Source organism: Thermococcus aegaeus (assembly GCF_055393685.1).
Genome location: NZ_AP042464.1, coordinates 159639 through 185043, shown reverse-complemented (window position 1 = coordinate 185043; position 25405 = coordinate 159639). Strand labels below are relative to the sequence as shown.

Here is a 25405-nt window from a genome sequence, read left to right as displayed (position 1 = left end):
TCTTTCAATTTTTCTATCGAAAAAGATATATATTTTGAATGCGTAACGTATTTCGGTGAGAGGTTTGAAAAAACCACTGACCATAATCCTAATTCTCCTTGTAGTGGTGAGCTCTTCTGCATGCATGCAAAAGGAGCCGACTCCAGAGGCTATTATTAAGGAAATCGAAGACGTTGATAAATATACCTACTCCATAAAATATATCACGATAAGTAACCTCAGCAACAGTACGGTTCATTATCGAGGCGGCTTCAACTATGATAGGGAGGAAGCATTTTGGGAGGCAACTGTAGTCTGGAGTAAGGGGGAGGTTCTCTACCTTAATGAAACCCTTCTCGGAGATTTTATATATCTCTCATATGCAACAGAGAGGAACAATAAGATAGTGCAGGAAGGCGAGGCAAACATGACGGTTCAGGAGTACTTTGAGAAGCTGAAAAAGGGATCAACATATATAAAGAGCCCTGAAGAATTGAAATATGAGATGCTAAAGGGTCCAAACCTCGCAAGGAACCCTCTTTATTCCATCAGAGACATGCTTCAGAATGCGACTAACTTCGAAATTGCAGAAGGAGACGGAGTGTATTTGGTTGTGTTTAACTTTTCCAAAAGCTATGAGTCCCCGATGCCAGAAAACGTCACCCAGCAAATGCGAGATTATTTTGAAACCATGCGATACGTGAGAACAATAAAGGGTACTGCCAGGTTGTGGATTAAAGACAATCTTCCCATAAAGGGAGAGGTTGAAGGGGTTGAGATATTCCAACTCTTGATAGAAAACAAAACCTCTACCAGAAGATTTTCGGCCAAGTTTGAGATAGAATACACTTATAAAAGACCCGAGTGGGTCAAAAAGGTGATTAAATGAGGAAACTAATTCTTTCCTTAGTTCTTGTTTCCCTTTTCTCCGGATGCCTTTTCTATGAGAGGGCACCTACAATATATGAAGTGCTCGGAGCGATTGAGAGAGTCGACGAATATCAATACCAAGCTCACATCTCAGAGATAGAAGATTCAGAGTTAATGCTCACCCAAACTATACGAGGTGGTATGAGCTTAGAGACAAGCGAAGGCTTTGAGGAGTGGAGAACCTACAGCCCAAATGGAGAGCTAAGAGAGATTTACAGAGTTGCTGTATTTGGCGGGAGATACCACAACTATAGATTTAGACGTGATGAAAAGAAGGTTCTTGAAAACATAACCACTACTACAATAGGAACCAAGTCAAATAAAACGAAAACAGCATTTTCCATAATTGAGTTGAAGCTTTCCTATTCTTATATTTTTCTCTGAAAACCCGTCCTTCAGGGCGAGGTAGGTCACTCAGCTCCGGAATGGGTTTAAAAAATGAAGACATCAAGCTGAATCGACTTTCCTAGTTGCGACTACCTTAACGTCTAAGTTTAGCGGTTTCTCTAAGATTACTTGGCCAACCTCTACCGGTGCTCCAATCTCGATCTTTGCAAGCAGTTTCATGAGCTCAGGTATTTTGTCTTTGGGAATTGGCTTATTGGTCTTAACACTCACTGTCGGCATGTTACCGTTTCTAACCTTTATTACACTCATTACAACCCTTTTTGGGCTTATAACCTCCTCAATTGCCCACTCCTTTCCTCTAGGGCATTTGTAGCCACGTACTTCCTTAACTTTATTATTTTCAACTTCTACTTCAATGGTGCATCCCATAGGACAGACTATGCAGGTGAGCTTATATCTCACTCTTCTCCACCTCCACGGTTATCTCTTTCTCTGCTTTTTGTATCTCCTCGGCTTTGAGCTTTATCCTGAGCATCTCAGAGGGCTTAACCACTGGAAGTTTCAATTCCTTTTCGATTTCTGGAAAAGTCACCCTAACGTTTTCCATTGGTCTGGAAACCCTTGCATAAATATAAACGTCCCTCTCTCCGCTTACGTAATGTGGGGCCAAGATCCTAACGTTTGATCCTCTTTTCAGCTTTATCCACTTTCTTGAAGGGATGCCTTGATTTTCGATGAACTCTTTAGCACCTAAAGCCGCTACTTCCCCCTGTTCCGCCACATAATCCACGAGGTCATTTATCAAGAGGGCATTTCCTGCCACAAATATTCCTGGAATGGTAGTTTCTAGGAGTTCATTAACTATGGGACCTCCGTTTAGTGGATCTATTTGAGCCCCTATTCTTTTGAGGAGCTTTACATTTGGTATAAGCCCTGCTGAAATAAGCAAAGTATCGCATTCGATCCAGAATTCACTTCCGGGAATCTCCTTCAGGTTCTCATCGACCTTAACTACCTTCGCTTTCTCTACTCTTTTCTTTCCCCTGACCTCAACAACCTTGTGACTTAAGTAAAGTGGGATTTCAAAGTCTCTAAGGATCATGACGTTTCTTGCAAGGCCACCCGGATATGGCATGAGTTCAACAACAGCCTTCACTTTTGCTCCTTCTAGGGCAAAGCGGCGTGCCATTATTAAACCCACATCACCGGAGCCAACTATAACCACTTCTTTTCCGGGCATTACACCATAAATGTCCATTAGAGTTTGAGCTTCCCCAGCTGTGTAAATCCCAGCAACTCTATCTCCCACAATGCCTATCTCGAAAGCATGCCTCTCTCTTGCTCCTGCAGCATAAATTATAGTCTTTCCCCACACCTCTTTCACACCCTCTGGAGAAGAAAAGACCACCTTCTTTTCCAAATCAGAGTAGTTCTCAATCTCAAGAACGTATGCATTGGTATAGTGGTCTATGCTCAACTCATTGATCTCTTTGACAAACCTATACGCAAACTCTGGCCCTGTAAGCTCTTCTTTAAAATAGTGCAGACCAAAGCCCGGGTGTATGCACTGAGGCAAAATGCCTCCCAGAAATTCGTTTTCATCCAATAGAAGAACTTTTAGGCCGAGCTTCTTTGCCTTAACTGCAGCGGCTAAACCCGCTGGACCTCCCCCAATGACTATGGTATCATAGATCATTCTGCCTCCCCCCTGAGGAGAACTTTTACATCCCCAATACCAATCTCGCTTCCTTTTCCTTTGATGGTCACGTTCCAAAGGTTTACCCCGTATTCCCTCGCTAGTATCCTAGCTATTCTTACCCTGCAGAAGCTTCCTTGGCATGTCCCGCTTGTGGCTTTTGTTCTTACTTTGACCGAGTCGATGCTAGGAGTTTTGATCCCTATAAGCTTCATTCTACCAATAGCCTCCAATATGTCGCCTTCGCTCACGTGGTTGCATTTGCATATGATCTTTCCGTAGGATGGATTCTGCTTTACGAGCTTGTTTGCTTTTTCCTTGGAAAGCATAAAGAAGTGCGTTATATCCTTGCGGTAGGGGTTCCACTTTTTCTTTTCAACTAACTTTATCCCGAGATCACGCTCTATTATATCCTTGACCTCATACGCTATAGCGGGAGCACTTGTTAAACCCGGAGAACGAATACCAGCAACGTTGATGAATCCCCAAACTTCCTTCTCTGCCCTTATGATGAAGTCTCCTCCAGTAGGTTCAGGCCTCAATCCAGCGAAGGTTCTTATCACCTTGCTTCTTGGAGGCAAATTAGGCCAGAGCTCCTTGGCTTTCTCCCAGACCTCTTCGAGCCCCTCCCTGGTAGTTGCCACATTTTCCTTCTCTTCTTTTGGCAGATCTTGAGCATTTGGCCCTACCATCAAATGACCGCTTATCTCCGTGGTAACAACGACGCCCTTGCTTTTTGGGGTGGGCGTCGGAAAAAGAACCCTTCTTGGGCCAGGTATGTCGTCATCAAAAATCCAATATTCACCTTTTCTCGGGTGAATCTCGAAGTCATCTGCCCCTATCATTTTGGAAATCTCATCCGCATAGAGCCCCGCGGCGTTTATAACTATGTCTGCTTTAATAAAGCCGTTGTTGGTTTCAACACCTTTTACTTCTCCTCCCTCAACTTTTACCCCTCTAACTTCTGTTTCTAAGTGGATCTTTACTCCATTTGCGACAGCATTTTCTACTATTGCAATAACTGCTGGAATTGGGCCTATCTGACCAACTATAGGAACCCAAAGCCCACCAAGAGCCTCTGGATTCAGATTAGGCTCCAAACGGAAGAGCTCTTCTTTGTCTACAATTCTCATCTCAGGGACTCCGTTTTTCCTTCCCCTCTCCAATAATTCCTCAAGTTCCTTGAAGTCTTCATCCCTTAGGGCGACTATTAGTGCACCATTCCAGATGTGAGGAATCTCAAGTTCTTTTACCCATTCATGCCAAAGACGATTTCCCCTTATGCATAGCTTTGCCCTCATAGGATATTTCTCTGGATCGTCATCATAGCCACCGTGTATCAAAGCGGTGTTGGCCTTGCTGACGCCCCATCCTACGTCGGGGTTTTTCTCAATCAGATGCACTTCAAGGCTCTCATATCTGCTCAAAACACGTGCTATGCTCGCGCCACTTATTCCAGCACCTACTATGACAACTCTGGCCTTCATATTTCATCACCCAATTTAGCCTAAAATAAGACTTTCATCATTTTAAAGCTTTCTCTGAGCTTTAGTCTAACTCAAAGGGAAGAATAGAACAGTTCTGGACATAAAAAGAGAGAACATGAATGAACATTGAACCGGTGGACATTTGTGATGATCAGTTCACTGAGTTTCAACAACCCTTGCCCATCCAAGGGCTCTCTTTACGGCTTCCTTCCAGCCCCTGTAAAGTTTCTCCCTTGTTTCTTCATCCATCTTTGGCTCGAAGACCTTTTCAACCCTCCAGAGTTTCTTTATCTCATCAAGGTCTTTCCAATAATCAACTGCCAAGCCAGCTAGATATGCCGCTCCCAATGCCGTGGTCTCCTTTACTACCGGCCTTATGACATTTTTATTGAGAATATCCGCTTGGAACTGCATGAGAAAGTTGTTTGAAGTTGCTCCTCCATCAACACGAAGGTCTTTGATCTGAACGAGCTTTTTCATCTCCTCAATGACGTCTCTCGTAAGGTAGGCGATAGCTTCGAGAGTAGCTCTCGCTAAGTGTTCCCTTCCGGTACCACGGGTTATGCCGATTATTATGCCCCTTGCAAACTGATCCCAATAAGGAGCTCCGAGACCAACAAAAGCTGGGACGAAATAAACTCCCTCGTTGCTCTCGAGCTTCGTTGCAAGCTCTTCTGTCTCAGCTGCATGATTGATTATTTTTATTCCGTCTCTGAGCCACTGGACGGCGGCTCCTGTTATGAAGACGCTGCCCTCAAGGGCATAGCTCACCCTCCCCTTGAGGCCCCAAGCAATAGTCGTGAGTAAGTTGTCCGAGTAAAGGATCATTTTGCCTGTGTTCACGAGTATGAAGTTGCCCGTTCCATAGGTTGTCTTGACCATTCCGGCTTCAAAGGCCGCCTGTCCAAACAAAGCGGCCTGCTGATCTCCGGCATCTCCACTTACAGGTATCTCAGCACCGAGGAGTTCTCTTTTGGTGTATCCATAGATTTCGCTTGACTCTCTAACCTCCGGAAGAACACTCTCCGGGATGTTAAAAAGTTCAAGGAGTTCCTCATCCCATTTGAGCTTTTTGATGTTGAATAGCATCGTCCTTGAGGCGTTGGAGTAGTCAGTCATATGCTCACCGGTGAGGTGGTAGATAAGAAAGGTATCAATGGTTCCGAACTTGACATCTCCTTTCTCGGCTTTTTTCCTTAAACCCGGAACGTTGTCAAGTAACCATTTGAGCTTTGAGGCAGAAAAATAAGCATCTGGAACGAGACCAGTCTTTTCTTTTATCATTTCCCCATACTCGCGTTTTATATCCTCGACCATTTCAGCTGTTCTCCTGCACTGCCAGACTATGGCGTTGTAGAGGGGCCTTCCATCTTTATCCCACACGAGGGTCGTTTCCCTCTGGTTAGTTACACCTATTGCTGCTATCTGTTTTGGTTCGATTTTTGCCCTACTTAAGGCGGTTTTTATGGCTCTCATCTGAGCTCTCCAAATCTCTTCTGGGTCGTGTTCTACCCACCCGGGCTTTGGATAGTACTGAGGAAATTCATACTGGCCAATACCAAGAATATTGCTTTCTCTATCGAAAATAATAGCCCTTGCCGAAGTAGTACCTTCATCTAACGCAAGAACGAACTTCTTCATTTTCCCACCGAGAAAAAAGATAGGGGTTTGATATATTTAAGCTTGGTGCTATCTTAAGCCAAGTGCTTTGAGATGATTTATCATTCTTTCAGGATCGTCCGTGATTACGATATCAAAAAGCCCTTTGAGTCTCTCGAGGTTGTTGTCTCTATAATAGATATCCTCATTTGCAGGCCATAGAGCTATTTTAAGACCCAAGCTTTTAACCCATGCTAGGGCCTGCTTGAACCTCTCAAAGCCAATTACAGGTATGCCGTCTATTGGAACATTGACCGAGTAAAGGGAAAGCTCATCTTTAAGCTTTGGAATTAGGGGGACTACACTCTCTTCTTCCACGAGAAGTCCTAGAGTTATATCTTTGTTTATCTCCCTTGTTCTCCTCAGCGCATCTATTTTAAAAGAAGAGATCATGGTTCTCTCTACTGCGCTGAATGTATCTACTATCTCAAGCACTTTTTCCACCGCTTCTATATCCTTTATCTCAATGTTAATAAGTGCATCTTTTGGCAGAGCTTCAAAAACTTCTTCGAGGGTCGGGATTTTTTGCCCCATCCCAAGGTCTGCCATCTTAAGCTGGGCCAGTGTCATTTCCTTCTGCTTCCCCTTTAGATTCGATGTTCTATCTATGCTCTCATCATGCATAGCTATAACTCTGCCGTCTTTAGTTAGCCAAGCATCGAGTTCCACTCCATCTGCACCGGCTTTTATTGCTTCAACAAACGCAAGTAGGCTGTTTTCGGGGTACTTACCTATTCCTCCTCTGTGTCCGATAACCAATACTTTCTCGGTTTCCCAGTTGGACATGATTATCGCCAAACCAGAAGTAACCTAATAGGGGTTAAAAACTTTTCTTCAGGCGAGCTAAAAGGTTTCTAACTTCTATAGGGTTATTGGAGATAAAATAGTCCCCTAAATCAGCTAATAGGGGAATATATTTAAGCTCATTAGCTTCATAGCTCCAGAAACCGATCTTTATCCCCATGCCCCTAACCCACTTGATAAGAAGCCTAAAATTTGCAAAGCCCACATAAAATATCCCGTCTATAGGAACATGAATGCCAAATATTTCAAGACGGCGTTTTAGGAGAGGCACTTTTGGAACGCTACTTCGCCCTATTATGGAAAAAGCCAACTTTAGTTCCCTATCATGAGCCCTTAAAGCTTTGAGTATCCCAATTTCTGTTGTTGAAACTATCGCTTTTTCAACTTCATAGTTTCTAATAAGCTCCTTTAGATCTTCAATCGCCTCTGCGTCCTTTATATCTGCATTGAAAACAGAATCAGGGAATTTTCTAAATAGGTCTTCTACCTTCGTTATACGATTCCTCCAGGGTGCAAGTGCCTTGAGTTCTTTAAAAGTGAGCTCTTTTACGGAGTACTTCTCATCATCAACGGTTATCTCTGGGTCATGCAGGCTTACGAGCTCTTCATCTGCAGTTTTCCATACGTCAAACTCTATCCCAAATCCTCTCTTAACAGCCCTTTTAAAAGAAAGCATACTATTTTCAGGTTCTCCGAGTCCTCTGTGGGCTATTATCATGGTTCTCACTTATAACTTAAAAGTTAGAAGGAAAAGCTATTCAAGCTCCTTCATTCGTTTTTCAACTACGCTCCATATTTCGGGATATTTCTCCTTTATTGCTTTTTCTAAAAGCTTGCTTGCTTCATTTGAAATGCTGAATTCGGGAATAGTTTTTCTCAGATATCTAAGCACAGCTGCAGCTTCGGGAGACCACAAGGTAATTCTTGGATTCTTTAAAGCTTCTTGCAGGCTTCTTTCGAGTACTTCTCCATTTATCTCCTCCTTTTGGGAGCTCTCTAACTTAGGCATCGGGCCGGAGATTATTGCTTCCAGTCCTCTTCCAAGGGCTTTTTTCTTCTTCATATACCATCAACCTCCTCAGCCAGCTTCATATACGCCTTGGCACCTCTGCTGTCTGGGGCGTATAGAAAAATCGACTTTCCATGAGAAGGCGCTTCGGCTAGCTTTACATTTCTTGGTATCATAGTTCTGAACACCTTTTCTCCAAATATCCTCTTCACCTCTTCCCTAACCTCTTTGGACAAGTTGGTCCTTTTATCGAACATGGTAATTAAGAACCCTCTGATCTCGAGGGGAATGCCCAATCTTTCTCTAACAAGTCTTATCGCCTTTAACAAGAGGCCGATTCCCTCCAGAGCATAGTACTCTGCCTGAATTGGTATTATCACTTCATCACTTGCTACGAGAGAGTTCATCGTTAAAATACCGAGAGATGGAGGTGTGTCTATTATGACGTAGTCATAATTATCCTTAATTTTAGCAAGCTTGTTTCTCAGGATGTATTCCCTTCCTATTTGGCTACTGAGTTCAATTTCAGCACCGCTTAGTGCAATATTGCTTGGGATTAACTCAAGCCCCTCTATCTCAGTAGGAATTATTGCGTCTTCAGTGTCCACTTCGTCTAGGATTACATTATAGATAGTTGGATTCGCATCTCTAAACCCAAGCCCTACCGTCGTTGCTCCTTGAGGGTCCATATCGACGAGAAGAACTCTTTTTCCTTTGAGAGCCAATGCAGCTGAAAGATTTATTGCAGTGGTGCTTTTCCCTACCCCACCTTTTTGATTTGCAATACTTATCACCGGCATGCAACTAGTTACGAGCTTGGAAGTTATAAACCTTGGCAGTTATAAGATATAAGTTATAACTTATAAGTTAGACGAACCGAAAGAATAATAACTTTCCTTAACGTACAGCATCAATGCGCCGATGTACTAAGGAGGTGATTAAATGGTCGAGTTCAACTATAGGCGTATTTTCCTGCTCGGATTTGGGTTCTTTGGAATAAGTATAATATGGTCCCTGTACAATGCATACATCCCGATTTTCCTCCAAGATACCTTCAGAATGAGCAGGACTGTTACTGGTTTCGTCATGACCATCGATAACCTTTTCGCAGTGTTGCTGTTACCATTTCTCGGAGCCCTCAGTGATAAAACAAGAACAAGAATAGGGCGCAGGAAGCCATATATCCTCCTTGGAGCTCCTTCAGCAGCGTTGCTCTTTGCCCTTATCCCAGTTGCAAGGAGGTATGAGAACCTAGCGCTATTCATGGGTACGATAGTCTTTATGAACTTCTTTATGGCACTATTTCGTTCTCCAGTAATAGCCTTCATGCCAGACATAACCCCAAGTGAAAAGAGAAGCCAAGCAAATGGAATCATAAACTTCATGGGAGGTATTGGGGCTTTGCTTGCCTACTTTGGCGGGAAGCTCCTCTATGACATAAACTATGCCTACCCGTTTTTTGCTGGAGCGGCAATAATGCTCATTGCCAATCTCCTTGTGGTATTCTTTGTACCAGAACCCGAGGAATATTGTGTCCCCGGGGAGAGAATAGACCTCAAGAAGCTCATAAAGGAAACCTCAAAGAAAAGCTTTGGCGAACTCAAAGAGAACCTCAAAGATGTATTTGCGAGTAAAGAAAAGAGCCTGCTCTTTATCTTGCTTTCAATCTTTCTCTGGTTCATTGCCTTTAATTCAGTAGAGACGTTTTTCACAAGCTATGCGAAGTACCATCTTGGAATTGAAGAAAGCACTGGGGCATTCATGATGGGCGTTGTTTCCCTCAGCTTTATGCTCTTTGCAATTCCAGCAGGATTCATCGGAGGAAGGATAGGAAGAAAGAAAACAATAACAATGGGATTAATACTCACAACAGCAGTGATGATATTGGCCTATCTCTTGGGCGAGGCCTCAAAACCCCAGAGCAGCGCATTAACAGATCCTGTGGTGCTTAAATTCATGGTGCTCTTCTTCTTTGGGGGTGTTGGCTGGGCAATGATAAACGTTAACTCCCTTCCAATGGTCGTTGATATGACAACGGAAGAGAAACTTGGAGGATACACTGGACTCTATTATTTCTTCAGCCAAGCGGCAAACCTTGTAGCTCCTCCTTTAGCCGGAGCATTCCTCGATGTTATTGGTTACAGTACTTTACTACCCTTTGCGGCAGTTTTCTTTATATTGGCCACTGTAACAGTTCAATTCGTTAAGAGAGGAGACATAAAAGGAAAAGTTGGCGATGTTTATGAGCTGATACCGGATATGGACTGAGGTGATGAAAATGGAAAGGAAAAAGTTCAGCTGGGGTGTGGTAATAGGATTGGCACTCTTAGGGTTCAGCAGAAGCACGGGGTGGGCATTAAACAAAGGCCTTTCCTTCCCCCTACTTTCCAGCTATACAGAGTCCGCCTTCATTAAAGGTACAATCTTAGCCCTTGAGGGATTTATCGGAATTTTGATTCCTCCTCTGCTAGGCTATTACAGCGATACCCTTAGATCAAAACACGGAAGGAGAAGGCCATTCATAATGATAGGAGGCCTTCTTGCTGGTATTGCTGTGTTAATGATCTACACAAGTTATGCACTTGGGATTCCTCTGGCAGGGTTTGCGCTCACATTAGCGGTCTTTTACTTCTCCATGCACATCTATACGGCCCAGTTTAGAGCCCTAATGCCAGACACCATAGAGAGTGGAGAGCGAGGAAAGGCCAGTGGAGTTATAACATTATTTGAATGGGCGGGCAACCTCTTTCTTTTTGGACTTGCCGGATTTTTAATAGCGAAAGCAGTGGCAGAAACGGGGGAAAGCGAGAGCATAAAGGCTCTAGCTCAGACTCCTTACCTCAAACTACCTTTCATTGTGACATCGCTGTTTCTCATAGGGGCCGCTTTGTTTGTTTACTTTGTAGTTAGAGAACCAGAGAGGCCTGAAGTTATGGAAGACGAAAGTTTGGCAAACTATCTTAAGAGCATCGTTACGAACAGGGATTTTCTCAAATTCTACGCTGCCCAGACTCTCTGGTGGATGAGCTTTGAGTTTGTTGCAATATTCCTCTATGGGATACTTGCCTTTATCCTCCACGGGAGTGCAAGTGAAGAAAACGTAAAAGCCGTTACTTCACTCGGCCTCTATTTAATGGCATTGTTCAATGTAACTGTCTTACTTGGAGCTCTGCCCGGAGGCATAATTTACGACAAAATCGGAAGGAGATTGAGCATCATAGTGGGTGGGGTTGTATTTGCTCTGCCCCAGCTATGGGGGTGGTTCATAAAAACACAAACCCAAATAGTGATAGCACTCGCACTTGCTGGACTTGGTTGGGGAATACTGATGGCAGCTTCCTATCCTGTTATCGGAGATTTGCTGACCCAGTATGAGAAAGAGGCCTTCACTGGGAGATACTATGGATTCTTTGAGGCAACACGCTCTTTGCCAGTACTGCTAGCCGGAACGATAGGAGGGGCTATCGTTGATCTAGCAGGAGGAAATTACAGGGTTCTATTCCCTATAGGGGCTATCATGGTGCTGGTGGCAATGCCAATGATATGGAGCATGAAGAAACTTGAGGTGAGTAAAAAATGATCTTGGAAATAATCCTCCTTGCCTTGATTTTGTTTTTTGCTTTTGTCTTTGTAGTGGCTTATAAGATGGTTACTCCTCCTAGAGAAATTACGAATTGGACGCCCAAAGATGTCGGAATTGATTATGAAGATGTAACAATACCAACTTCCGATGGACTTAAGCTTAAGGGATGGTGGATAGACAGGGGGAGCGAAAAGACCGTAATTCCCCTCCATGGGTATACTTCAAGCAGGTGGGGCTTTTACATAACCCCAATGATAGAAAGTCTCGCAAAAAACGGGTACAATGTTCTGGCCTTCGACTTTAGAGCCCATGGAGAAAGTGAGGGCAAATACACTACCGTAGGAGATAAAGAGCTTATAGATCTTATATCCGCTATTGACTGGCTTAAAAAAGAAAAATCCAGTGGTGCTAAGCGCATTGGTTTAGTGGGCTACTCTATGGGTGCTATGGTAGCGATTAGAGCTCTTGCAGAAGACGAAAGAGTGTGCTGTGCTGTTGCTGACAGTCCGCCTATGTATTTGGACAAAACGGGAGCCAGAAGCCTGAAATACTTTGCAAACCTGCCCGAATGGCTTTACTACTTCGTGAAACCTATATCAAAAATGATCACCGGAGCTAAGGAAGTGCATCCAATAGCATATGCCGACAGAATTAAGAAGCCCCTCCTTTTGATAGCGGGCAAAAAAGACCCAATAGTCAAGGTTGAGGAGATTAGAGAGTTTTACGAGAGGAACAAGAAGATAAATCCAGATGTTGAGCTTTGGATCACTGAAGCGGCACATGTAAGGACAATCCAGCTTATGCCCGAAGAGTACAAGGAAAAGATCCTGCAGTTTTTTGAGAAATGCCTCTGATTTTCTTTCTCACTCTCAGTGAAAACAATCTTTAAGTATTTCCCTCTTTTAAGATAATCTGGGTGAGAAAATGAGAGTTAAGGTAGGGATTAACGGTTACGGGACTATAGGAAAGAGAGTCGCTTATGCAGTTTCAAAACAAGATGACATGAAGCTAGTAGGAGTTACAAAAACAAAACCAGACTTTGAGGCTTATCGTGCTAAAGAGCTTGGAATACCTGTTTATGCTGCATCTAGTGAATTTCTACCTAGATTCGAAAAGGCGGGATTCGAAGTAGCAGGCACCCTTGAAGATCTGCTCGAAAAAGTAGATGTAATCGTTGATGCCACTCCCGGAGGAATGGGCGAGAAAAACAAAGCTCTCTACGAGAAAGCAGGAGTTAAAGCAATATTCCAGGGTGGAGAAAAAGCTGAGATTGCGGAGGTTTCATTTGTGGCTCAGGCGAACTATGAAAAAGCCCTTGGCAAGAATTATGTGAGAGTCGTTTCCTGCAACACTACCGGTTTGACGAGAACTCTAAGTGCAATAAAGGACTACATTGACTACGTATATGCTGTGATGATTAGAAGGGGAGCGGATCCCAATGATATCAAGAGAGGTCCCATTAATGCCATAAAGCCAAGCGTGGAGGTCCCATCGCACCATGGGCCAGATGTCCAGACAGTTATACCTATAAACATCGAAACAATGGCATTTGTTGTGCCAACGACACTAATGCATGTCCACAGCGTAATGGTAGAGCTAAAAAAGCCCCTTACAAGAGAAGAAGTTATTGACATCTTTGAGAACACCACGAGAGTTCTGCTCTTTGAGAAGGAGAGAGGCTTCGACAGCACAGCCCAGCTAATAGAATTCGCAAGGGATTTGCACAGGGAATGGAACAACCTCTATGAGATTGCCGTATGGAAAGAGAGCATTAACGTAAAGGGCAACAGATTGTTCTATATCCAAGCGGTTCACCAAGAAAGCGACGTCGTTCCAGAGAATGTTGACGCAATAAGGGCAATGTTTGAGCTTGCAGACAAGTGGGAGAGCATAAAGAAGACCAACAAGAGCCTCGGCATTTTGAAGTGAAGTTAAAGTTTTTATAATTTTTTACAGATCTTTTGTTATGGAAGCTGAAGAATATTTAATTGCTCTAGGTTTAGTTTTAATCATTGCTTTCTTTCTCTACCCAAGCGAAACTATTTCCGGGACTTTCTGTGAAGGTAGTTTTGGAAAGCTAGGAAGCTATGAAATAAGTGTCCAAGATAGCTTTCTAAAAGTTTACCAGAAAGGTGAAGAGGTACTCACTGCGAAGGGAGAGCAAATCTTCGTTAAAAAAGCAAACATAGAATATCTCTATTCTAATGAATGCTACACAGTTACTATAAGAGAAAAGCCCGAGAAGGCTCTTTATCTCTTTATTGTAGGCGTTGTTTTGCTCGGGGTGGCTTTTTATTATATGGCTTTTTTGCGCTACCGTTAAATCCCAAGTTTCCTCTTCACTTCTTCAACGCTTATTCCTTTTACAAGGAGATCCTTTTCTCTACTTGTCTCACCCCTTATAAGAGTCACTTCAGCGCCAAGAAGCTTTGAGAAGAATTTCACTACTTCCTTGTTTGCCTTTCCTTCTACTGGTGGAGCTTTTACCTTTACCTTCAACCTTTTTCGCCATTCATCTATTCCTTCGATTTCGGTTTTCTTTGCCTTTGGTTGCACATATATTTGAATTATTATGCCATCTTTAGTTTCTTTTATCACCAGCCTCACCATAAACTATTTAAATCTGAAGTTTATTTAAAGATATGGGGGATTTAATGAGGGTGCTGGTAATTTTTCTTGTTATATTACTTTTTCTTCCTTCAGTGAATGCCGCTCAGCTAACATTTGTTGGAGATGAGAGTCTAAAAGAACTTCCTGGTTCTGGAACTCTAAATGACCCATACGTTCTGGAGAATCTCTTCATAAATGCCACCAATGACACCGCTATTTTAATCAAAAACACCAGTGCATTCCTTTTGATAAGAAACATAAGCATAGTGGGAGACAACAATCGACCCGGAATAATTCTTGAAAATGTAAAGAATGTCAGGATTGAGGGCCTACAGGTGACCAGATGCAGCTATGGGATAAAAATCATCAACTCTGAGGACGTAACTATCGCCAACAGTGTTTTCAAAGGGAATTTATACTGCTATTGGAAGAGTGAATTTGCGGGAGATGCCGAGTGTAAGGGCGGTGCGATTTTCGCTGATTACTCAAGAAATTTATCCATTGTAAATAATTCCTTCGTTCCTCACTCGTTTCTTTTCTCAAATATCTACGGGGTCTATTTAGTAATGGTCACGAACTCTACAATTTATGACAATAGATTTGTAAACTCAGTCAAATGCTACCCTTCCGCAGCATTTGGTGGCTATTGCAAGGGAGCAGCAATTTATTTGGATCGTTCTAATGACAACGAAGTGGTTGGAAATACAATTTATCTCCCTCAAAATGGAGGCATGGAATATGCAGCAGAGGTCTATGGCATCTATATTTGGGGAGTGGGAAATAGAATTTACCTTAATAACTTCTATGGAGAGGAGAAGCCGTATTACTTAGAAACAGCGACAGGATTTTATTATATTTTTCCACGAAATAAAGGCAAAAATATATTTAACTCTCCAAAAGTCATCTACAACTTTGGTAACGAGACTTTTGAAGGATTTTTAGGCAATTATTGGGCCACTTATAATGGCTCTGATGAAAATGGAGATGGTGTCATAGATACTCCTTTTCTTGTGGACAAATACCCATTAATCCTTCCCTCAGAAAACTACAGGATTGTAAGCTTAGTGAAAGAAGTAAACAGTACTACAAGCTCAACACCAATTTCTCCAGTATTGAATACTTCATCTTCTATCACCACATCTCCATTCCCACAAGAAGAAGAGAATCCCAGCTACATAGGCATTCTCTTGATAATCCTAGGGGTGATTTTAATCATTCTCTGGAGAAGAAAGTGAGTACTCCCAAACAACATCGGGCGGGAATTTTCCTTCTTTGAATTTCTTCATAATTTCTCTCGCTTTTGAGTATGCGAAATCAAAGGTCTCTTTATCGATGAGGCCGTAGTTTAATGCCATCTCAAGCTCCTCTTCATCCAAAAGAAACGCTTTGCCATTCGGAAAGATGAAGATATCTAAAAAGAGATCAAGCATCTCTAGCGTATTCCCTTCTCTCTTGGTGTAAGCTAAAACGTCAACATAAAGTCCCTTAAAGTTCCCCTCTCTATCGTAAATCTTTAGTATGTCGTAGTTTTCTCCGATGAAAGCGAAATATATCATAGTGTACCCGTTGTCTATAACTTTAACACCGTTCACAAAAAGTGGAGTGAGCATTCCTTCAAACTTCGATTTTGCTACGATTACATCTCCCAGATCAGCTATTACTTCATCGTCCCTCTCAAGAATCCTGTTCGGAATGCGTCTGTAAATGAGGTGTATTTTTGCTGACATAGCTCTCATCAGTAGTAAAATTATTTAAAGGGGGGCTAATTCCCAAAAATGAGCTCCTTTAGCTTTTGTGGAAGATCTTCTATCTTAACTCTTATCTGCTCCCTTGTGTCCCTATCCCTTATCGTTACGGTGCTGTCCTCTGGTGTTTGGTTGTCAATGGTGACACAGTAGGGAGTTCCTATCTCATCATACCTTGCGTATCTCCTTCCGATAGTGTCTTTCTCGTCGTAAACCACTATGAAACCTTCCTTCTGCAGGGTTCTGAATACATCATAGGCTATGCTCGTGAGGGGCTCCTTTGCTACCAAAGGTAGTACAGCAACTTCTATCGGGGCCATGTCCTTCTTTATCTTGAGGTAAACCCTCCCATCTTCGTCCATAGCCAGAGAGTTTTCAAGGAGCAGATAGAAGGGCCTGTCGATACCAAAGCTCGGCTCTAAGACGTGAGGCACTATCTTTTCACCGGTTATCTTTTCTTCAACTTCTTTGATGATAAAGTCCTCTTTTTCAAGCTCGTAGCCGTCAATGATAACCTTTCCAATCCGCTCAAGCCCTTCGACTATCTTCTTAAGCTCTTCTTGGCTCATCTCCTGAAGTTTCTGGTTAATCCTCTTTGCATCTTTCTTAAGTTTAGGCCCAACCCTTTTCATATTTAGGAAGACTTTAAGCTTCTTGACAATCTTGGGCTCTTTGTAGTGGATCATAACGGTCAAATCGGCTCCGCTTTCTTTTATGTGTCTGCTTAGGTCGTAGTCACCCCTGTAAGCTATACCCACACACTCGATCCATCCAAACCTTTCACTGTGAATCTCTACATCCCACGTGTCGGTTGAGTAGTGTGCCCTCTCCTCAGGCAGCTGCTGTCTGAACCTTATTTTGTCCTCGGGAATGCCTATGTCGAGGAGAATTCTCTTTACCATGGCCATGTAATAGGCAAAAAAGGTGTTCAGCACGTAGCCCTTCCTCACAGCCTCTTCAAGGGTAACCTCGATCATGCCTAGGTCTTTGAGCTGGTGTTCTATTGGGTAAAGCCTGACAACCTCGTCTTTAACCTCATCAAAGTGCGGATGTTCAGTTTCATTTGGGTTGAAAAAGATCTCCACTTCTGCTTGAGTAAACTCTCTAAGCCTCAGCATTCCCTGTCTTGGGGAGATCTCGTTTCTGTAAGCCTTCCCTATCTGGAAAACCCCAAAGGGAAGCTGGTTTCTTGCGAAGTTATTTAATCTCTTAAAGTTCACGAATATCCCCTGGGCAGTTTCCGGTCTTAAGTAGCCCTTTTTATCCTTATATGGCCCTATGTAGGTTTCAAACATCAGATTGAAGTACCACACATCGCTGAGCTCCCCACCGCATTCGGGACATTTTATCCCATGCTCTCTTATGAGCTGGGTTAGGTGCTCGGCACTAAGGCCTTCGGTGTCTATGCCAAGAGCTTCTTCAACAAGATGGTCAGCTCTAAACCTTGAGCCGCACTTTTTGCACTCAGTTAATGGATCAACAAACTTTTCCACGTGCCCTGAGGCAATAAAAACTTCCTCCGGTGTAATATCGGGAGTCTCAATTTCAAAGAAGCCCTCCCTTATGAAGGCTTCTCTGATTTTCTTCTCGATTTTTCTTTTTATTGTAGCTCCCAGAGGGCCATAATCGTAAAAACCTCTCGCTCCACCGTAGATTTCAAAACTACCCCACGCAAAGCCCCTTCTTCTCATCAGGTCTTGAAGAACTTCGTACTTATCCATGAACACCACCTTAGTCCATGAAAGTAAAGCACCTAAAAAAGTTTTGCCCTAAGAGTAATTATGGTGGACCGGGCGGGATTTGAACCCGCGGCCTACGGCTTGCGAAGCCGTCGCTCTCCCAGGCTGAGCTACCGGCCCACACCCAAAGACCTATCTTGGATTTGGCTTAAAAAGTTTTCTTTAAAATCCACACCTCTTCAAAATCTCTCAAGTGTTATATCTTTTACCTTTTTTGTATTCTCGTCAAGGTCTATTACAGCATAGTGTCCCCTTGAAAGCGGGCCGGGGTTTACAATTATTGTTCTGCCAATTTCGTCTATCCCTATGGCCTCATGAATATGACCGCATATGATCAGCGGCGGCTGGTATTCTTCTATAAATCTCCTTAACGCCTTACTTCCTGCATGTGTTCCCACAAATGTCTTGTCAACCTTGGTGTTTTTGGGCGGAACATGAGAGAGCACTATATCCCCATCTTGGTAGTTCCTAATGAGAATTTCCCAGATTTCATCCTCACTGAACTCCCATATGGTTGAGAAAGGCGTTATGTTTGAGCCCCCTATTCCGACAATACCAATACCGTTGAACTCTACCCTCTTGTTGTGAATGCCAACTCCCAGCTCTTCAAGGAGATCCAGAACTTCCTTGCCATCGCAGTTTCCCATAACTGCATAGAAAGGCTTTCCAAAGCTTATAAACTCCTTTAGGATATGAGACGCTGCTTCTTTTCCTCCAAAATGTGTTAAATCACCTGCTATTAAAATGAGGTCAAATTCATCCTCTCTGATGTGGTCTAGAAACTCCCTAACTTTGCTGTTCCTCCCGTGGATATCCGTCACTGCTACTAGCCTCATTTCCCCACCCCCATAGAGAGTTAAGGCAGAACTTTAAATCATTGGCGGTTAAGTTTAAAACTTGAACTCCAATTCATAAATGTATGGAGGAGTGGAGAGAGAAGCTCAAAGAGGAAGGGTTTCTTGAGGTGGGGGATTTTATAATTGAGGTCAGCATAGACCCTGAATGCCCATGCAAAGATGAAGTTCTCTATCCAGCAGTCCTGATATATGACCTCAAAAACGAGGAAATCTATTACCTTGATGAGCCCTTTGAGCCCGTGAGCAACTTTAAGGAAGCCCTTGAGCAGGTTTTTGAATGGATTGAGCGGTATAAGAAGGGAGAAAGACCCATAATGAAGAGGACTCCTAAGAAAGGGGCTCCCGAGGAGGTAGTGCAGAGATTTCTGGAAGCCTTAAAGTCCCTTAAATAGGACAAAAACTTTAAGGTGAAATCAAAACCTCTACTGGAGGTGCAAAATTTGGATCCCAAAAAGACAGTTCTCAAAGAATCATCAACTGAAGGACTTGAAGAAATCCCGATCACCGGTCCGTGGCTTGAAGATGTGAGCAGTTTAGAAGAGATAATTGACTATTATGAGAGAATAGGTTTTCAGGCCACCCACTTAGGCAAAGCAATTGAAATCTGGAGGAAGGTTGAGGAAAAGAGGGCTAAAGGTGAGGAAATTAGAGTTTTCCTTGGCTACACTTCCAACATAGTTTCCTCTGGTCTGAGAGAGATAATAGCCTACCTTGTAAAACACAGGAAAGTTGATGTGATTGTAACAACTGCAGGCGGAATAGAGGAAGATTTCATAAAGGCTCTGAAGCCTTTTATCCTTGGAGACTGGAGCGTTAACGATGCCGAGATGAGAGAGAGGGGGATAAACAGAATTGGAAATATCTTCGTGCCCAACGATAGGTACATAGAGTTTGAAAAGTATATGATCCCATTCTTTGAGAGACTTTTACAGCTTGAGAGAGAGAAAAGAAGGCCTTTAACTGCCAGCGAGGTCATTTACGAGCTTGGTAAATATATGGATGAAAAGCTGGGCAAAGAGAAGGAGAAGAGCATTCTTTACTGGGCCTATAAGAATGACATTCCAATCTTTTGCCCAGCGTTAACCGATGGCTCATTTGGAGACATGCTTTACTTCTTTAAGGAAGAGAGGGGAGACAGAGAGCTGATAATCGACATCGCCAACGACATAGTGAAGCTCAACAATCTTGCAATCACCGCAAAGGAAACTGCGTCAATAATCCTCGGTGGAGCATATCCAAAGCACGCTATAATAAACGCGAACCTCTTTAGAGGGGGAACGGATTATGCAATTTATATAACCACGGCAATTCCATGGGACGGTTCTCTAAGTGGGGCTCCCCCAAGCGAGGGAGTAAGCTGGGGCAAGATAAAGGCAAAAGCTGACTACGTGGAGATATGGGCCGATGCAACGCTTGTTTTCCCGATTCTGGTGTGGAAGGTGATGAGAGGTTAAGTTTGCAGTCGCACTGCAAACTCTTTTTAAATAGCTTTGCAGTATGAATGCAAAATCGTCTCCTTGGGGGAGATGGGAAAGTTTACCCAAGAAAGGAACGCAAATTGATCATCAGAGACCCTCTAATTGCGCGTGCAATGGAACTATGGACACGCAGAAAGTTGAGCAAAGATATCCTTTATGAATGGCTTGTCCAAGAACATCTCTACAGGCGATTTGGCGAAATTTATTATTTCCGGAACTCCTATGAAGTTGATGCAATAGCAGATGAGCTGAAGGTTGAAATTAAGTCAGGAAAGATAAGGGGAAGATATCCAAAAGACGTGAAAGTGTTAACTGGGAAAGACATTCCAAATTTCCTTTATGAGCTTGGAAAGAGGTAAAATCAGAAAATTGGATCAATAAAGCGTAACCCATACCTCTTCTCCTTCTCTGTATCCTTCACTGTCCTCTGGAATCTCAAGGTATGCGTTGCTGGCAACTATTGCGCTCATTATCCCGCTTCCCTTCTTTTTGATTGGTGTAGCTTCGCCGTTTTCATAGTACACCTTCACAAACTCGTGCCTTCCTAGTGATGATGGCACTTTCTCCTTGAGCCTTGCCTTGACCTTTACTGGCTTATAGTTTGCCCCGACAAGCTTCGCCAAAGCATATTTGACGTAGAGGTGGAACTGGGCAAATACCGCAGCAGGATAGCCGCTCATGACAAAAACCCTCTCTCCATAACCTATTGGCCTCCCTGGTTTGTTCGTGCACCCGTGGAAAAGCAGATTGACGAACTTGTGGGCATAGTCTTTTTCTCCAAAGGCGCTTCCTCCGGTTATTAAAACGAGATCACACTCGCATTTCGCCCTCTCCACTGTAGCCCCAATTAGCTCTTCATCATCCGGAATTACACCATAAAAGATGGGTTCGCCAAAGTATTCTCTCACAAGGCCCTTCAGCATCGCAGAGTTGCTTTCCAAGATTTTCCCTTTGTTTAAAGCTTCTTCATCAAGCTCTTCTATCAGCTCATCTCCAGTGACTATTATCCCCACCTTTGGCTTTCTCTTCACCTTAACGGCTTTAATTCCAAGACCTTTGAGCATCCCAAGATCTTGGGCTCTTAAGATGTGGCCCTTTTTGAGGACAACTTCGCCTTTTTTCACGTCTTCACCCTTGAAGGCAACATTTTGCCCCGGTGCAACTGGTCTGAGAACGTAAATCTTGTTGCCTTCCCTCTTCACCTTTTCCTGCTCAATGACCGCATTAGCACCCTTTGGCATTTTGTTACCCGTCATCAACTTCACCGCTTTTCCATTGGTGACTTCCTTTTCGCTCTCCATTCCTGCTGTTATCTCATCGATGACCTCAAGCTCCACTGGAGAGTACTCTCTTGCTTGAAATGTATCTTCAGCCCTAACGGCATATCCATCAACAGCAGAACGGTCAAAGGGCGGCAGGTCTATTGGCGAAACTATATCTTCGGCAAGAACTCTCCCAAGGGCCTCGTCGAGAGGAAGTTCCTCAGTTTCTTCGATCTCCTTTATGTCGTTCAGCATCATCTCAAGGGCTTTCCTGTAAGGGGTCAGCTGTTTAAACTCTCTCATTTTATCACCTTCTAACTTTTAAGTTATAACCTCTAACTACTCCCTTGCATGCTTGAGTATGTGATAGGCTTCTTTTTTAATAATCTCAAGTGCAGTTTTTACTGCATTCAAACTGCCGGGCAGACAAAAGACCACTTTGCTTTCTTTATCCCTTATTATCCCCGCGGTTGCTCTGCTTAGAACTGCTGCAGTTCCAACTTCTTCATAGCTCTTGAGTCTAAAAATCTCACCAAAACCAACAAGTTCTTTATCAAAGAGTGGCCTTAAGCTCTCGATGGTGACGTCTCTCCTCGTGATCCCAGTTCCTCCCGTGGTGATCACAACATCGGCTTTTTCAAGGGCTTCGACTACAGCTTTTATTATCTTAAGCTTTTCATCGGGCACTATAGCATAATAAACGTTTTCATTTCCCTCTTTTTTCAGCTCTTCAATGATGTAATAACCGCTCAGGTCTTCCCTTTTTCCGAGGCTCGCTGTGTCGCTGACCGTTATAACGGCGAACTTAAACTTCTTAGGGGCTTTAGCTTTGTGCTCTTCAACTCCCATTTTATACACCCATTTAACATTTGGCTAGAAGGTTAATAACTTTTTTCAAAACAGCTAAGCGTTACACCAAGGGAGAGAATTGACCAGCCATTAATTAATCACGTTCTTGGACCAACCTTTGAGGCCCATAGATTATCACCACTGCTATAGCAGCAAAGGTTACCAACATCCCATAGTAGAAAGGTCCGATGGTTGTTGTAAAAACAGCTGGGGCCACAACAAAGGCCGACAGATTAATCATCGTATGAAAGAGCAAGGCGGCAAAAATGCTGCCTCCGGTATTGTTATACAGCCATGTGAACAGTATTGATAACGAAACCATTGTGATAATTGATCCCAGAAACATCGATAGGGCGGCCTCATACTGGGGCCCTGCTTTATCGGGCATGAAATTCAGCGGTAAATGCCAAAAGGCCCATAATACTCCCAGTATCACACTTGAAACAAGTGCATTATGACCTGCCTGAAGACGGGGTAATGCGTATCCCCTCCACCCGAATTCCTCTTGGAGGGGGCCTCCTAGAAAGAGTATATAAACAAAAATTCCCAGAATCACCCAAGGCTTAGATAGCACACTTAGTTCAGAAATGTTTTCTCCACTCCGCATAACTAGCAAAAGAGAAACACCTGTAATAACGGGCATTAACAGAAAAATTGGGATGTACCATATCTTAGGAAACCTGTAGTCTATTCCCCTTTTAAGTAACTTTAACACTCCTTCTTTCTCCTCATTCAGATAGGTTAGAACAAAAGCAGCTACAAAAGGGCCAAATGGCGCAAGGTACAAGCGATAATTCCATAAAACTTCAGGTATCCAAAATAACCATGACCAAGCGAAAGCAATTACAAAAAACAGCCAAAGGCTTTTATCCCCAGATTTGGATTTTTTCATACTTATGCCTTCTTATGCGATTCTCATTTAATATCTGCTTCAGCATTTTTTGGAATACTCCACAGTTTTGAATAATACTCCAAAATACTTAACTCTTTTTGTTCCTGACTAGCCTCCTTTCCGTCTTGAAGAACAAGGCTTTCAAAGGAAAGAGGTAAAATTTTCAACAAATTCCTTTGGTGTTAGAATCTTGAACCTATGAGTGCCGAGCTTAAACTCTTTGTCTCTATTTCTCAGGTTTATTATATTCCTTATGTTCCCGCTGATCAAGTAATCTGCTTTTGCCTCATAAACTACATCAAAAAACTTGTTATCCCCTTTATCGGGGGACACGTTAAAATGTATTTTCGGCTCTACAATAACTGACATTGTAGAAAAGCTCAGGAGTAAGTTTAATGCAGTGGAAGCATCCCCTATGTATTTCAACACTTTTTCCGATAACAACTTAAAGCCCAGCTCTTCCAGGATTTCCTGTGAGGTGTACGAGGTTATCTTCCCATCCATTATCATGTCAATGATCTTTCCCGGCTTTCCTTTCGGATTTATTGCGGCCGATATTACCACGTTTGTGTCAATCACGACCTTTGGCTCCATTTCTTCCACTCCTTGTCGACCTCTCTTAAGACTTCCTCGATCTCCTCTTCTGGAACTTCTTCTGCTTTGGCTTTGTATTCTTCCCATATTTCTCTTGCTTCTCTTTTACTTATCCTTCTTGTAAGGGCTAGCCTTACTAGGGCTTCTCTTATTGCATACCTCACGAACTCGCTTCTGTTGGCGAATTCACCCTCTTCCACGAGCTCATCAATGCTTTTTATCAATGCTTTCGGTAGTCTTATTGTGAACCTACTCTCATTAACAGTTTTCATTCCTTCACCCCGTCATACTATTGTCTGACAAACTATAAAAACCTTTTGATGAATAACTTGACACTCTCCTAATAGACAAAAGAGAAATTTTTAAAGCCTCGTCTTTACTTTTGAGATTATTCAGATCCCAACTTTGCACGTGTCTTTTCAGATCGTTGCTTTTTGGTGAAACTCCCGCCCAGAGTTTCAAAGTCCTCTAAATCCCACACTAACCATCCTTCACTTCTTAATTTTTCCTTTCCATTAATCTTTTTCCCAACTAAGCCGTAGTATCTTTCCCAATCTTCCAACCCAACAAGTTGGGCTTTTCCCATCAGATCCCTCAAAATTTTCCTGCTTTCCTTCTCACTCAATTTTTTCCACTTAACCTCAACAAACAGGGCATTCTTTTTATGCTCATTTAATGCAACAAGATCAATCTCCTCGTTCTTATGCCACCACCGTCCTATTTTAGTAAAAGATGGGGTCAAAAGATTCTCCCTGTTCAGCTTAATCAAGAATTGCTTCACAACCTCTTCAAAGATTCTGCCAAGATATTGATCAAAGTCTTCCATGACCAGCTTTACTAACAAATCTCCTTGTCCTGTCTCAATTAAGTCCACATTGGGCAGCACATAGCGGAACCAAAATGTGAAGTAGGGATCATTTATGTAGTACCTCCCTTTTCTACTCTTCCAGCTCGCTGTTATTGGTATTTCCCGTTTCACAAGATCAAGATCAATGAGAATTGAAAGATATTTGCCAACAGTCGACCTATCAAGGCCAGTTTCATTCATAATCTCTCCAAGAGAAGTTCTTCCTTTTGCTATTGCTTCCATAATAGCGAAGTAGTTTCTGGGCTCATCAAGCTCTTCTCGTAGAATAAAGAGTGCATCCTGATACAAGAAAGAGTCAGATCTAAAGTAACTTAAGAGATTTTCTTCAATGCTCTTTTTATCGTCAAACTTAAGCAAATATGCAGGAGTTCCCCCAAGTATCCCATAAGCTCTTAAAGAATCTTCAAGAGAGTATTTAGGTAAGAATTTTCTTGCACTGAAGAAATCCATTGGTTTAAGCTTAAGTTGGCCGGTTCTTCTGCCATAGATTGGGCTTTTGTATCCTAGAAGTTTCTCCATCATGGTTACTGATGAGCCGCAAATTATCAAGAAAATCTTGCTTTTAGAGAGTTTTAAATCCCAGTACTCCTGAAGAATTGATGCTAAAGCCTTATTTCCTCTTAACAAATATGGAAATTCATCTATGGCAACTATAAGTCTATCACCTGATTTCTGATACAAATATTCAAAGAATGCGTCCCAGTTTTGGAATGGGTTTTTTCTAAGGAGATCATCATCAAAATAGTCCGCAATTCTCTCTGAAAAGCGTTTTAAATTATCTGCTTCACTTGTTTCTCTTGCCAGGAGATAAATCCCTCCATGTCGTCGAATTAGTTCTAATATGAGTGCAGTTTTTCCTATTCTCCGCCTTCCGTAAATTACAACAAACTCTGGTTTATCGCTTTTCACTCGGTCTCTCAAAAGATTGAGTTCCGTTTCTCTATTGATGAACATTATTTACTCACCAGTAATTTACTTGTAAGTAAACTATTTAAAGATAATGGTTCTGCCAAAAT

29 protein-coding genes and 1 tRNA gene are annotated in these 25405 nt (G+C 42.7%); 11 read left to right on the top strand and 19 right to left on the bottom strand.

All coding sequences use genetic code 11. From position 1 onward, the window contains the following. Positions 1 to 55 precede the first annotated feature (55 nt). Positions 56 to 868: a hypothetical protein gene (locus ACZ5NL_RS01010; RefSeq protein WP_464842492.1), complete on the top strand. Its 813-nt coding sequence runs from the start codon at positions 56 to 58 to the stop codon at positions 866 to 868. Beyond that, the gene (locus ACZ5NL_RS01005; protein ID WP_464842490.1) at positions 865 to 1293 is read left to right on the top strand and encodes a hypothetical protein; all 429 of its coding nucleotides are present in this window, start codon (positions 865 to 867) and stop codon (positions 1291 to 1293) included. The genes ACZ5NL_RS01010 and ACZ5NL_RS01005 overlap by 4 nt, the downstream gene beginning before the upstream one ends. Positions 1294 to 1356: 63 nt before the next feature. Here ACZ5NL_RS01005 and ACZ5NL_RS01000 read toward each other — a convergent pair whose 3' ends face one another. From ACZ5NL_RS01000 to ACZ5NL_RS00965, 8 genes are all read right to left on the bottom strand, one after another. After that, complete coding sequence (locus ACZ5NL_RS01000; protein WP_464843509.1) at positions 1357 to 1686, bottom strand: DUF1667 domain-containing protein; 330 nt, start codon at positions 1684 to 1686, stop codon at positions 1357 to 1359. 22 nt (positions 1687 to 1708) lie between these two features. Continuing rightward, positions 1709 to 2953, bottom strand: coding sequence for an NAD(P)/FAD-dependent oxidoreductase (locus ACZ5NL_RS00995; RefSeq protein WP_464842489.1), 1245 nt, complete (start codon positions 2951 to 2953; stop codon positions 1709 to 1711). After that, the gene (locus ACZ5NL_RS00990) at positions 2950 to 4440 is read right to left on the bottom strand and encodes an FAD-dependent oxidoreductase (RefSeq protein ID WP_464842487.1); all 1491 of its coding nucleotides are present in this window, start codon (positions 4438 to 4440) and stop codon (positions 2950 to 2952) included. The genes ACZ5NL_RS00995 and ACZ5NL_RS00990 overlap by 4 nt, the downstream gene beginning before the upstream one ends. Before the next feature lie 156 nt (positions 4441 to 4596). Next, the gene (gene glpK, locus ACZ5NL_RS00985) at positions 4597 to 6081 is read right to left on the bottom strand and encodes a glycerol kinase GlpK (protein WP_464842486.1); all 1485 of its coding nucleotides are present in this window, start codon (positions 6079 to 6081) and stop codon (positions 4597 to 4599) included. 48 nt (positions 6082 to 6129) lie between these two features. Continuing rightward, entirely contained in the window at positions 6130 to 6885 is a 756-nt protein-coding gene (locus ACZ5NL_RS00980; protein WP_464843508.1) for a glycerophosphodiester phosphodiesterase family protein, read from the bottom strand. 34 nt (positions 6886 to 6919) lie between these two features. Next, complete coding sequence (locus tag ACZ5NL_RS00975) at positions 6920 to 7621, bottom strand: glycerophosphodiester phosphodiesterase family protein (protein WP_464842484.1); 702 nt, start codon at positions 7619 to 7621, stop codon at positions 6920 to 6922. A 36-nt stretch (positions 7622 to 7657) separates the two neighbouring features. After that, positions 7658 to 7966 (bottom strand): hypothetical protein, encoded by a 309-nt coding sequence (locus tag ACZ5NL_RS00970; RefSeq protein ID WP_464842483.1) that lies wholly within the window; start codon positions 7964 to 7966, stop codon positions 7658 to 7660. Continuing rightward, complete coding sequence (locus tag ACZ5NL_RS00965; RefSeq protein ID WP_464842481.1) at positions 7963 to 8712, bottom strand: ParA family protein; 750 nt, start codon at positions 8710 to 8712, stop codon at positions 7963 to 7965. Before ACZ5NL_RS00965 ends, ACZ5NL_RS00970 begins: the two co-directional genes overlap by 4 nt. 142 nt (positions 8713 to 8854) lie before the next feature. Between ACZ5NL_RS00965 and ACZ5NL_RS00960 the strand changes: the two genes are divergently transcribed. From ACZ5NL_RS00960 to ACZ5NL_RS00940, 5 genes are all read left to right on the top strand, one after another. Beyond that, the gene (locus ACZ5NL_RS00960) at positions 8855 to 10180 is read left to right on the top strand and encodes an SLC45 family MFS transporter (protein WP_464842480.1); all 1326 of its coding nucleotides are present in this window, start codon (positions 8855 to 8857) and stop codon (positions 10178 to 10180) included. 10 nt (positions 10181 to 10190) lie between these two features. Beyond that, positions 10191 to 11492 (top strand): MFS transporter, encoded by a 1302-nt coding sequence (locus ACZ5NL_RS00955; RefSeq protein WP_464842478.1) that lies wholly within the window; start codon positions 10191 to 10193, stop codon positions 11490 to 11492. Next, entirely contained in the window at positions 11489 to 12349 is an 861-nt protein-coding gene (locus ACZ5NL_RS00950; RefSeq protein ID WP_464842477.1) for an alpha/beta hydrolase, read from the top strand. The genes ACZ5NL_RS00955 and ACZ5NL_RS00950 overlap by 4 nt, the downstream gene beginning before the upstream one ends. A gap of 70 nt (positions 12350 to 12419) precedes the next feature. Continuing rightward, positions 12420 to 13424, top strand: coding sequence for a phosphorylating glyceraldehyde-3-phosphate dehydrogenase (locus ACZ5NL_RS00945; protein ID WP_464842475.1), 1005 nt, complete (start codon positions 12420 to 12422; stop codon positions 13422 to 13424). 37 nt (positions 13425 to 13461) lie between these two features. Beyond that, positions 13462 to 13818 carry a hypothetical protein gene (locus tag ACZ5NL_RS00940; protein WP_464842474.1) on the top strand — a complete coding sequence of 119 codons (357 nt, stop codon included), beginning with the start codon at positions 13462 to 13464 and terminating at the stop codon, positions 13816 to 13818. Here the strand turns inward: ACZ5NL_RS00940 and ACZ5NL_RS00935 are convergent. Further along, entirely contained in the window at positions 13815 to 14105 is a 291-nt protein-coding gene (locus ACZ5NL_RS00935; protein WP_464842473.1) for a DUF167 domain-containing protein, read from the bottom strand. The genes ACZ5NL_RS00940 and ACZ5NL_RS00935 overlap by 4 nt on opposite strands. Positions 14106 to 14149: 44 nt before the next feature. Here ACZ5NL_RS00935 and ACZ5NL_RS00930 point away from each other — a divergent pair, with 44 nt between their 5' ends. Further along, the gene (locus ACZ5NL_RS00930; protein ID WP_464842471.1) at positions 14150 to 15340 is read left to right on the top strand and encodes a right-handed parallel beta-helix repeat-containing protein; all 1191 of its coding nucleotides are present in this window, start codon (positions 14150 to 14152) and stop codon (positions 15338 to 15340) included. On the opposite strand, the gene ACZ5NL_RS00925 is transcribed toward ACZ5NL_RS00930, so the two are convergent. The 4 genes from ACZ5NL_RS00925 to ACZ5NL_RS00910 form a co-directional block, all read right to left on the bottom strand. Continuing rightward, the gene (locus ACZ5NL_RS00925) at positions 15314 to 15832 is read right to left on the bottom strand and encodes a ribonuclease FAU-1 family protein (protein WP_464842469.1); all 519 of its coding nucleotides are present in this window, start codon (positions 15830 to 15832) and stop codon (positions 15314 to 15316) included. The two genes, ACZ5NL_RS00930 and ACZ5NL_RS00925, sit on opposite strands and share 27 nt — an antisense overlap. Before the next feature lie 35 nt (positions 15833 to 15867). After that, positions 15868 to 17577: a glycine--tRNA ligase gene (glyS, locus tag ACZ5NL_RS00920; RefSeq protein ID WP_464843507.1), complete on the bottom strand. Its 1710-nt coding sequence runs from the start codon at positions 17575 to 17577 to the stop codon at positions 15868 to 15870. A gap of 55 nt (positions 17578 to 17632) precedes the next feature. Then, positions 17633 to 17709 (bottom strand) — tRNA-Ala (locus ACZ5NL_RS00915). 59 nt (positions 17710 to 17768) lie between these two features. Then, on the bottom strand, positions 17769 to 18425 hold the full coding sequence (locus ACZ5NL_RS00910; protein ID WP_464842468.1) for a metallophosphoesterase: 657 nt from the start codon (positions 18423 to 18425) through the stop codon (positions 17769 to 17771). Between the two features lie 83 nt (positions 18426 to 18508). Between ACZ5NL_RS00910 and ACZ5NL_RS00905 the strand changes: the two genes are divergently transcribed. Genes ACZ5NL_RS00905 through ACZ5NL_RS00895 form a run of 3 tightly spaced genes read left to right on the top strand, consistent with a single transcriptional unit; the run spans position 18509 to position 20283 of the window. Then, positions 18509 to 18838: a hypothetical protein gene (locus ACZ5NL_RS00905; RefSeq protein ID WP_464842466.1), complete on the top strand. Its 330-nt coding sequence runs from the start codon at positions 18509 to 18511 to the stop codon at positions 18836 to 18838. A gap of 48 nt (positions 18839 to 18886) precedes the next feature. Continuing rightward, complete coding sequence (locus ACZ5NL_RS00900) at positions 18887 to 19900, top strand: deoxyhypusine synthase (RefSeq protein ID WP_464842465.1); 1014 nt, start codon at positions 18887 to 18889, stop codon at positions 19898 to 19900. 47 nt (positions 19901 to 19947) lie between these two features. Further along, entirely contained in the window at positions 19948 to 20283 is a 336-nt protein-coding gene (locus ACZ5NL_RS00895; RefSeq protein WP_464842463.1) for a hypothetical protein, read from the top strand. A 15-nt stretch (positions 20284 to 20298) separates the two neighbouring features. Here ACZ5NL_RS00895 and ACZ5NL_RS00890 read toward each other — a convergent pair whose 3' ends face one another. The 6 genes from ACZ5NL_RS00890 to ACZ5NL_RS00865 all read right to left on the bottom strand — a co-directional run bounded on the left by ACZ5NL_RS00890 (position 20299) and on the right by ACZ5NL_RS00865 (position 25343). Next, positions 20299 to 21489, bottom strand: a complete 1191-nt coding sequence (locus ACZ5NL_RS00890) for a molybdopterin molybdotransferase MoeA (RefSeq protein ID WP_464842461.1) — start codon at positions 21487 to 21489, stop codon at positions 20299 to 20301. A 36-nt stretch (positions 21490 to 21525) separates the two neighbouring features. Next, the gene (locus tag ACZ5NL_RS00885) at positions 21526 to 22035 is read right to left on the bottom strand and encodes a MogA/MoaB family molybdenum cofactor biosynthesis protein (protein ID WP_464842460.1); all 510 of its coding nucleotides are present in this window, start codon (positions 22033 to 22035) and stop codon (positions 21526 to 21528) included. Between the two features lie 94 nt (positions 22036 to 22129). Beyond that, positions 22130 to 22822: a CPBP family intramembrane glutamic endopeptidase gene (locus ACZ5NL_RS00880; RefSeq protein WP_464842459.1), complete on the bottom strand. Its 693-nt coding sequence runs from the start codon at positions 22820 to 22822 to the stop codon at positions 22130 to 22132. Positions 22823 to 23068: 246 nt separating this feature from the next. Next, positions 23069 to 23521 (bottom strand): putative toxin-antitoxin system toxin component, PIN family, encoded by a 453-nt coding sequence (locus ACZ5NL_RS00875; RefSeq protein WP_464842458.1) that lies wholly within the window; start codon positions 23519 to 23521, stop codon positions 23069 to 23071. Further along, positions 23503 to 23793, bottom strand: a complete 291-nt coding sequence (locus ACZ5NL_RS00870; RefSeq protein ID WP_464842457.1) for a ribbon-helix-helix domain-containing protein — start codon at positions 23791 to 23793, stop codon at positions 23503 to 23505. The genes ACZ5NL_RS00875 and ACZ5NL_RS00870 overlap by 19 nt, the downstream gene beginning before the upstream one ends. Before the next feature lie 116 nt (positions 23794 to 23909). After that, entirely contained in the window at positions 23910 to 25343 is a 1434-nt protein-coding gene (locus ACZ5NL_RS00865; RefSeq protein WP_464842455.1) for an ATP-binding protein, read from the bottom strand. Positions 25344 to 25405: the final 62 nt, after the last annotated feature.

What these genes read in the sequence shown, in the direction of transcription:
- ACZ5NL_RS01005 (WP_464842490.1), top strand. Translation starts at nt 865, where the DNA reads ATGAGGAAACTAATTCTTTCCTTAGTTCTTGTTTCCCTTTTCTCCGGA.
- ACZ5NL_RS01000 (WP_464843509.1), bottom strand. Translation starts at nt 1,686, where the DNA reads ATGGGATGCACCATTGAAGTAGAAGTTGAAAATAATAAAGTTAAGGAA.
- ACZ5NL_RS00995 (WP_464842489.1), bottom strand. Translation starts at nt 2,953, where the DNA reads ATGATCTATGATACCATAGTCATTGGGGGAGGTCCAGCGGGTTTAGCC.
- ACZ5NL_RS00990 (WP_464842487.1), bottom strand. Translation starts at nt 4,440, where the DNA reads ATGAAGGCCAGAGTTGTCATAGTAGGTGCTGGAATAAGTGGCGCGAGC.
- glpK (WP_464842486.1), bottom strand. Translation starts at nt 6,081, where the DNA reads ATGAAGAAGTTCGTTCTTGCGTTAGATGAAGGTACTACTTCGGCAAGG.
- ACZ5NL_RS00980 (WP_464843508.1), bottom strand. Translation starts at nt 6,885, where the DNA reads ATGTCCAACTGGGAAACCGAGAAAGTATTGGTTATCGGACACAGAGGA.
- ACZ5NL_RS00975 (WP_464842484.1), bottom strand. Translation starts at nt 7,621, where the DNA reads ATGATAATAGCCCACAGAGGACTCGGAGAACCTGAAAATAGTATGCTT.
- ACZ5NL_RS00970 (WP_464842483.1), bottom strand. Translation starts at nt 7,966, where the DNA reads ATGAAGAAGAAAAAAGCCCTTGGAAGAGGACTGGAAGCAATAATCTCC.
- ACZ5NL_RS00965 (WP_464842481.1), bottom strand. Translation starts at nt 8,712, where the DNA reads ATGCCGGTGATAAGTATTGCAAATCAAAAAGGTGGGGTAGGGAAAAGC.
- ACZ5NL_RS00960 (WP_464842480.1), top strand. Translation starts at nt 8,855, where the DNA reads ATGGTCGAGTTCAACTATAGGCGTATTTTCCTGCTCGGATTTGGGTTC.
- ACZ5NL_RS00955 (WP_464842478.1), top strand. Translation starts at nt 10,191, where the DNA reads ATGGAAAGGAAAAAGTTCAGCTGGGGTGTGGTAATAGGATTGGCACTC.
- ACZ5NL_RS00950 (WP_464842477.1), top strand. Translation starts at nt 11,489, where the DNA reads ATGATCTTGGAAATAATCCTCCTTGCCTTGATTTTGTTTTTTGCTTTT.
- ACZ5NL_RS00945 (WP_464842475.1), top strand. Translation starts at nt 12,420, where the DNA reads ATGAGAGTTAAGGTAGGGATTAACGGTTACGGGACTATAGGAAAGAGA.
- ACZ5NL_RS00940 (WP_464842474.1), top strand. Translation starts at nt 13,462, where the DNA reads ATGGAAGCTGAAGAATATTTAATTGCTCTAGGTTTAGTTTTAATCATT.
- ACZ5NL_RS00935 (WP_464842473.1), bottom strand. Translation starts at nt 14,105, where the DNA reads ATGGTGAGGCTGGTGATAAAAGAAACTAAAGATGGCATAATAATTCAA.
- ACZ5NL_RS00930 (WP_464842471.1), top strand. Translation starts at nt 14,150, where the DNA reads ATGAGGGTGCTGGTAATTTTTCTTGTTATATTACTTTTTCTTCCTTCA.
- ACZ5NL_RS00925 (WP_464842469.1), bottom strand. Translation starts at nt 15,832, where the DNA reads ATGTCAGCAAAAATACACCTCATTTACAGACGCATTCCGAACAGGATT.
- ACZ5NL_RS00910 (WP_464842468.1), bottom strand. Translation starts at nt 18,425, where the DNA reads ATGAGGCTAGTAGCAGTGACGGATATCCACGGGAGGAACAGCAAAGTT.
- ACZ5NL_RS00905 (WP_464842466.1), top strand. Translation starts at nt 18,509, where the DNA reads ATGGAGGAGTGGAGAGAGAAGCTCAAAGAGGAAGGGTTTCTTGAGGTG.
- ACZ5NL_RS00895 (WP_464842463.1), top strand. Translation starts at nt 19,948, where the DNA reads ATGCAAAATCGTCTCCTTGGGGGAGATGGGAAAGTTTACCCAAGAAAG.
- ACZ5NL_RS00890 (WP_464842461.1), bottom strand. Translation starts at nt 21,489, where the DNA reads ATGAGAGAGTTTAAACAGCTGACCCCTTACAGGAAAGCCCTTGAGATG.
- ACZ5NL_RS00885 (WP_464842460.1), bottom strand. Translation starts at nt 22,035, where the DNA reads ATGGGAGTTGAAGAGCACAAAGCTAAAGCCCCTAAGAAGTTTAAGTTC.
- ACZ5NL_RS00875 (WP_464842458.1), bottom strand. Translation starts at nt 23,521, where the DNA reads ATGGAGCCAAAGGTCGTGATTGACACAAACGTGGTAATATCGGCCGCA.
- ACZ5NL_RS00870 (WP_464842457.1), bottom strand. Translation starts at nt 23,793, where the DNA reads ATGAAAACTGTTAATGAGAGTAGGTTCACAATAAGACTACCGAAAGCA.
- ACZ5NL_RS00865 (WP_464842455.1), bottom strand. Translation starts at nt 25,343, where the DNA reads ATGTTCATCAATAGAGAAACGGAACTCAATCTTTTGAGAGACCGAGTG.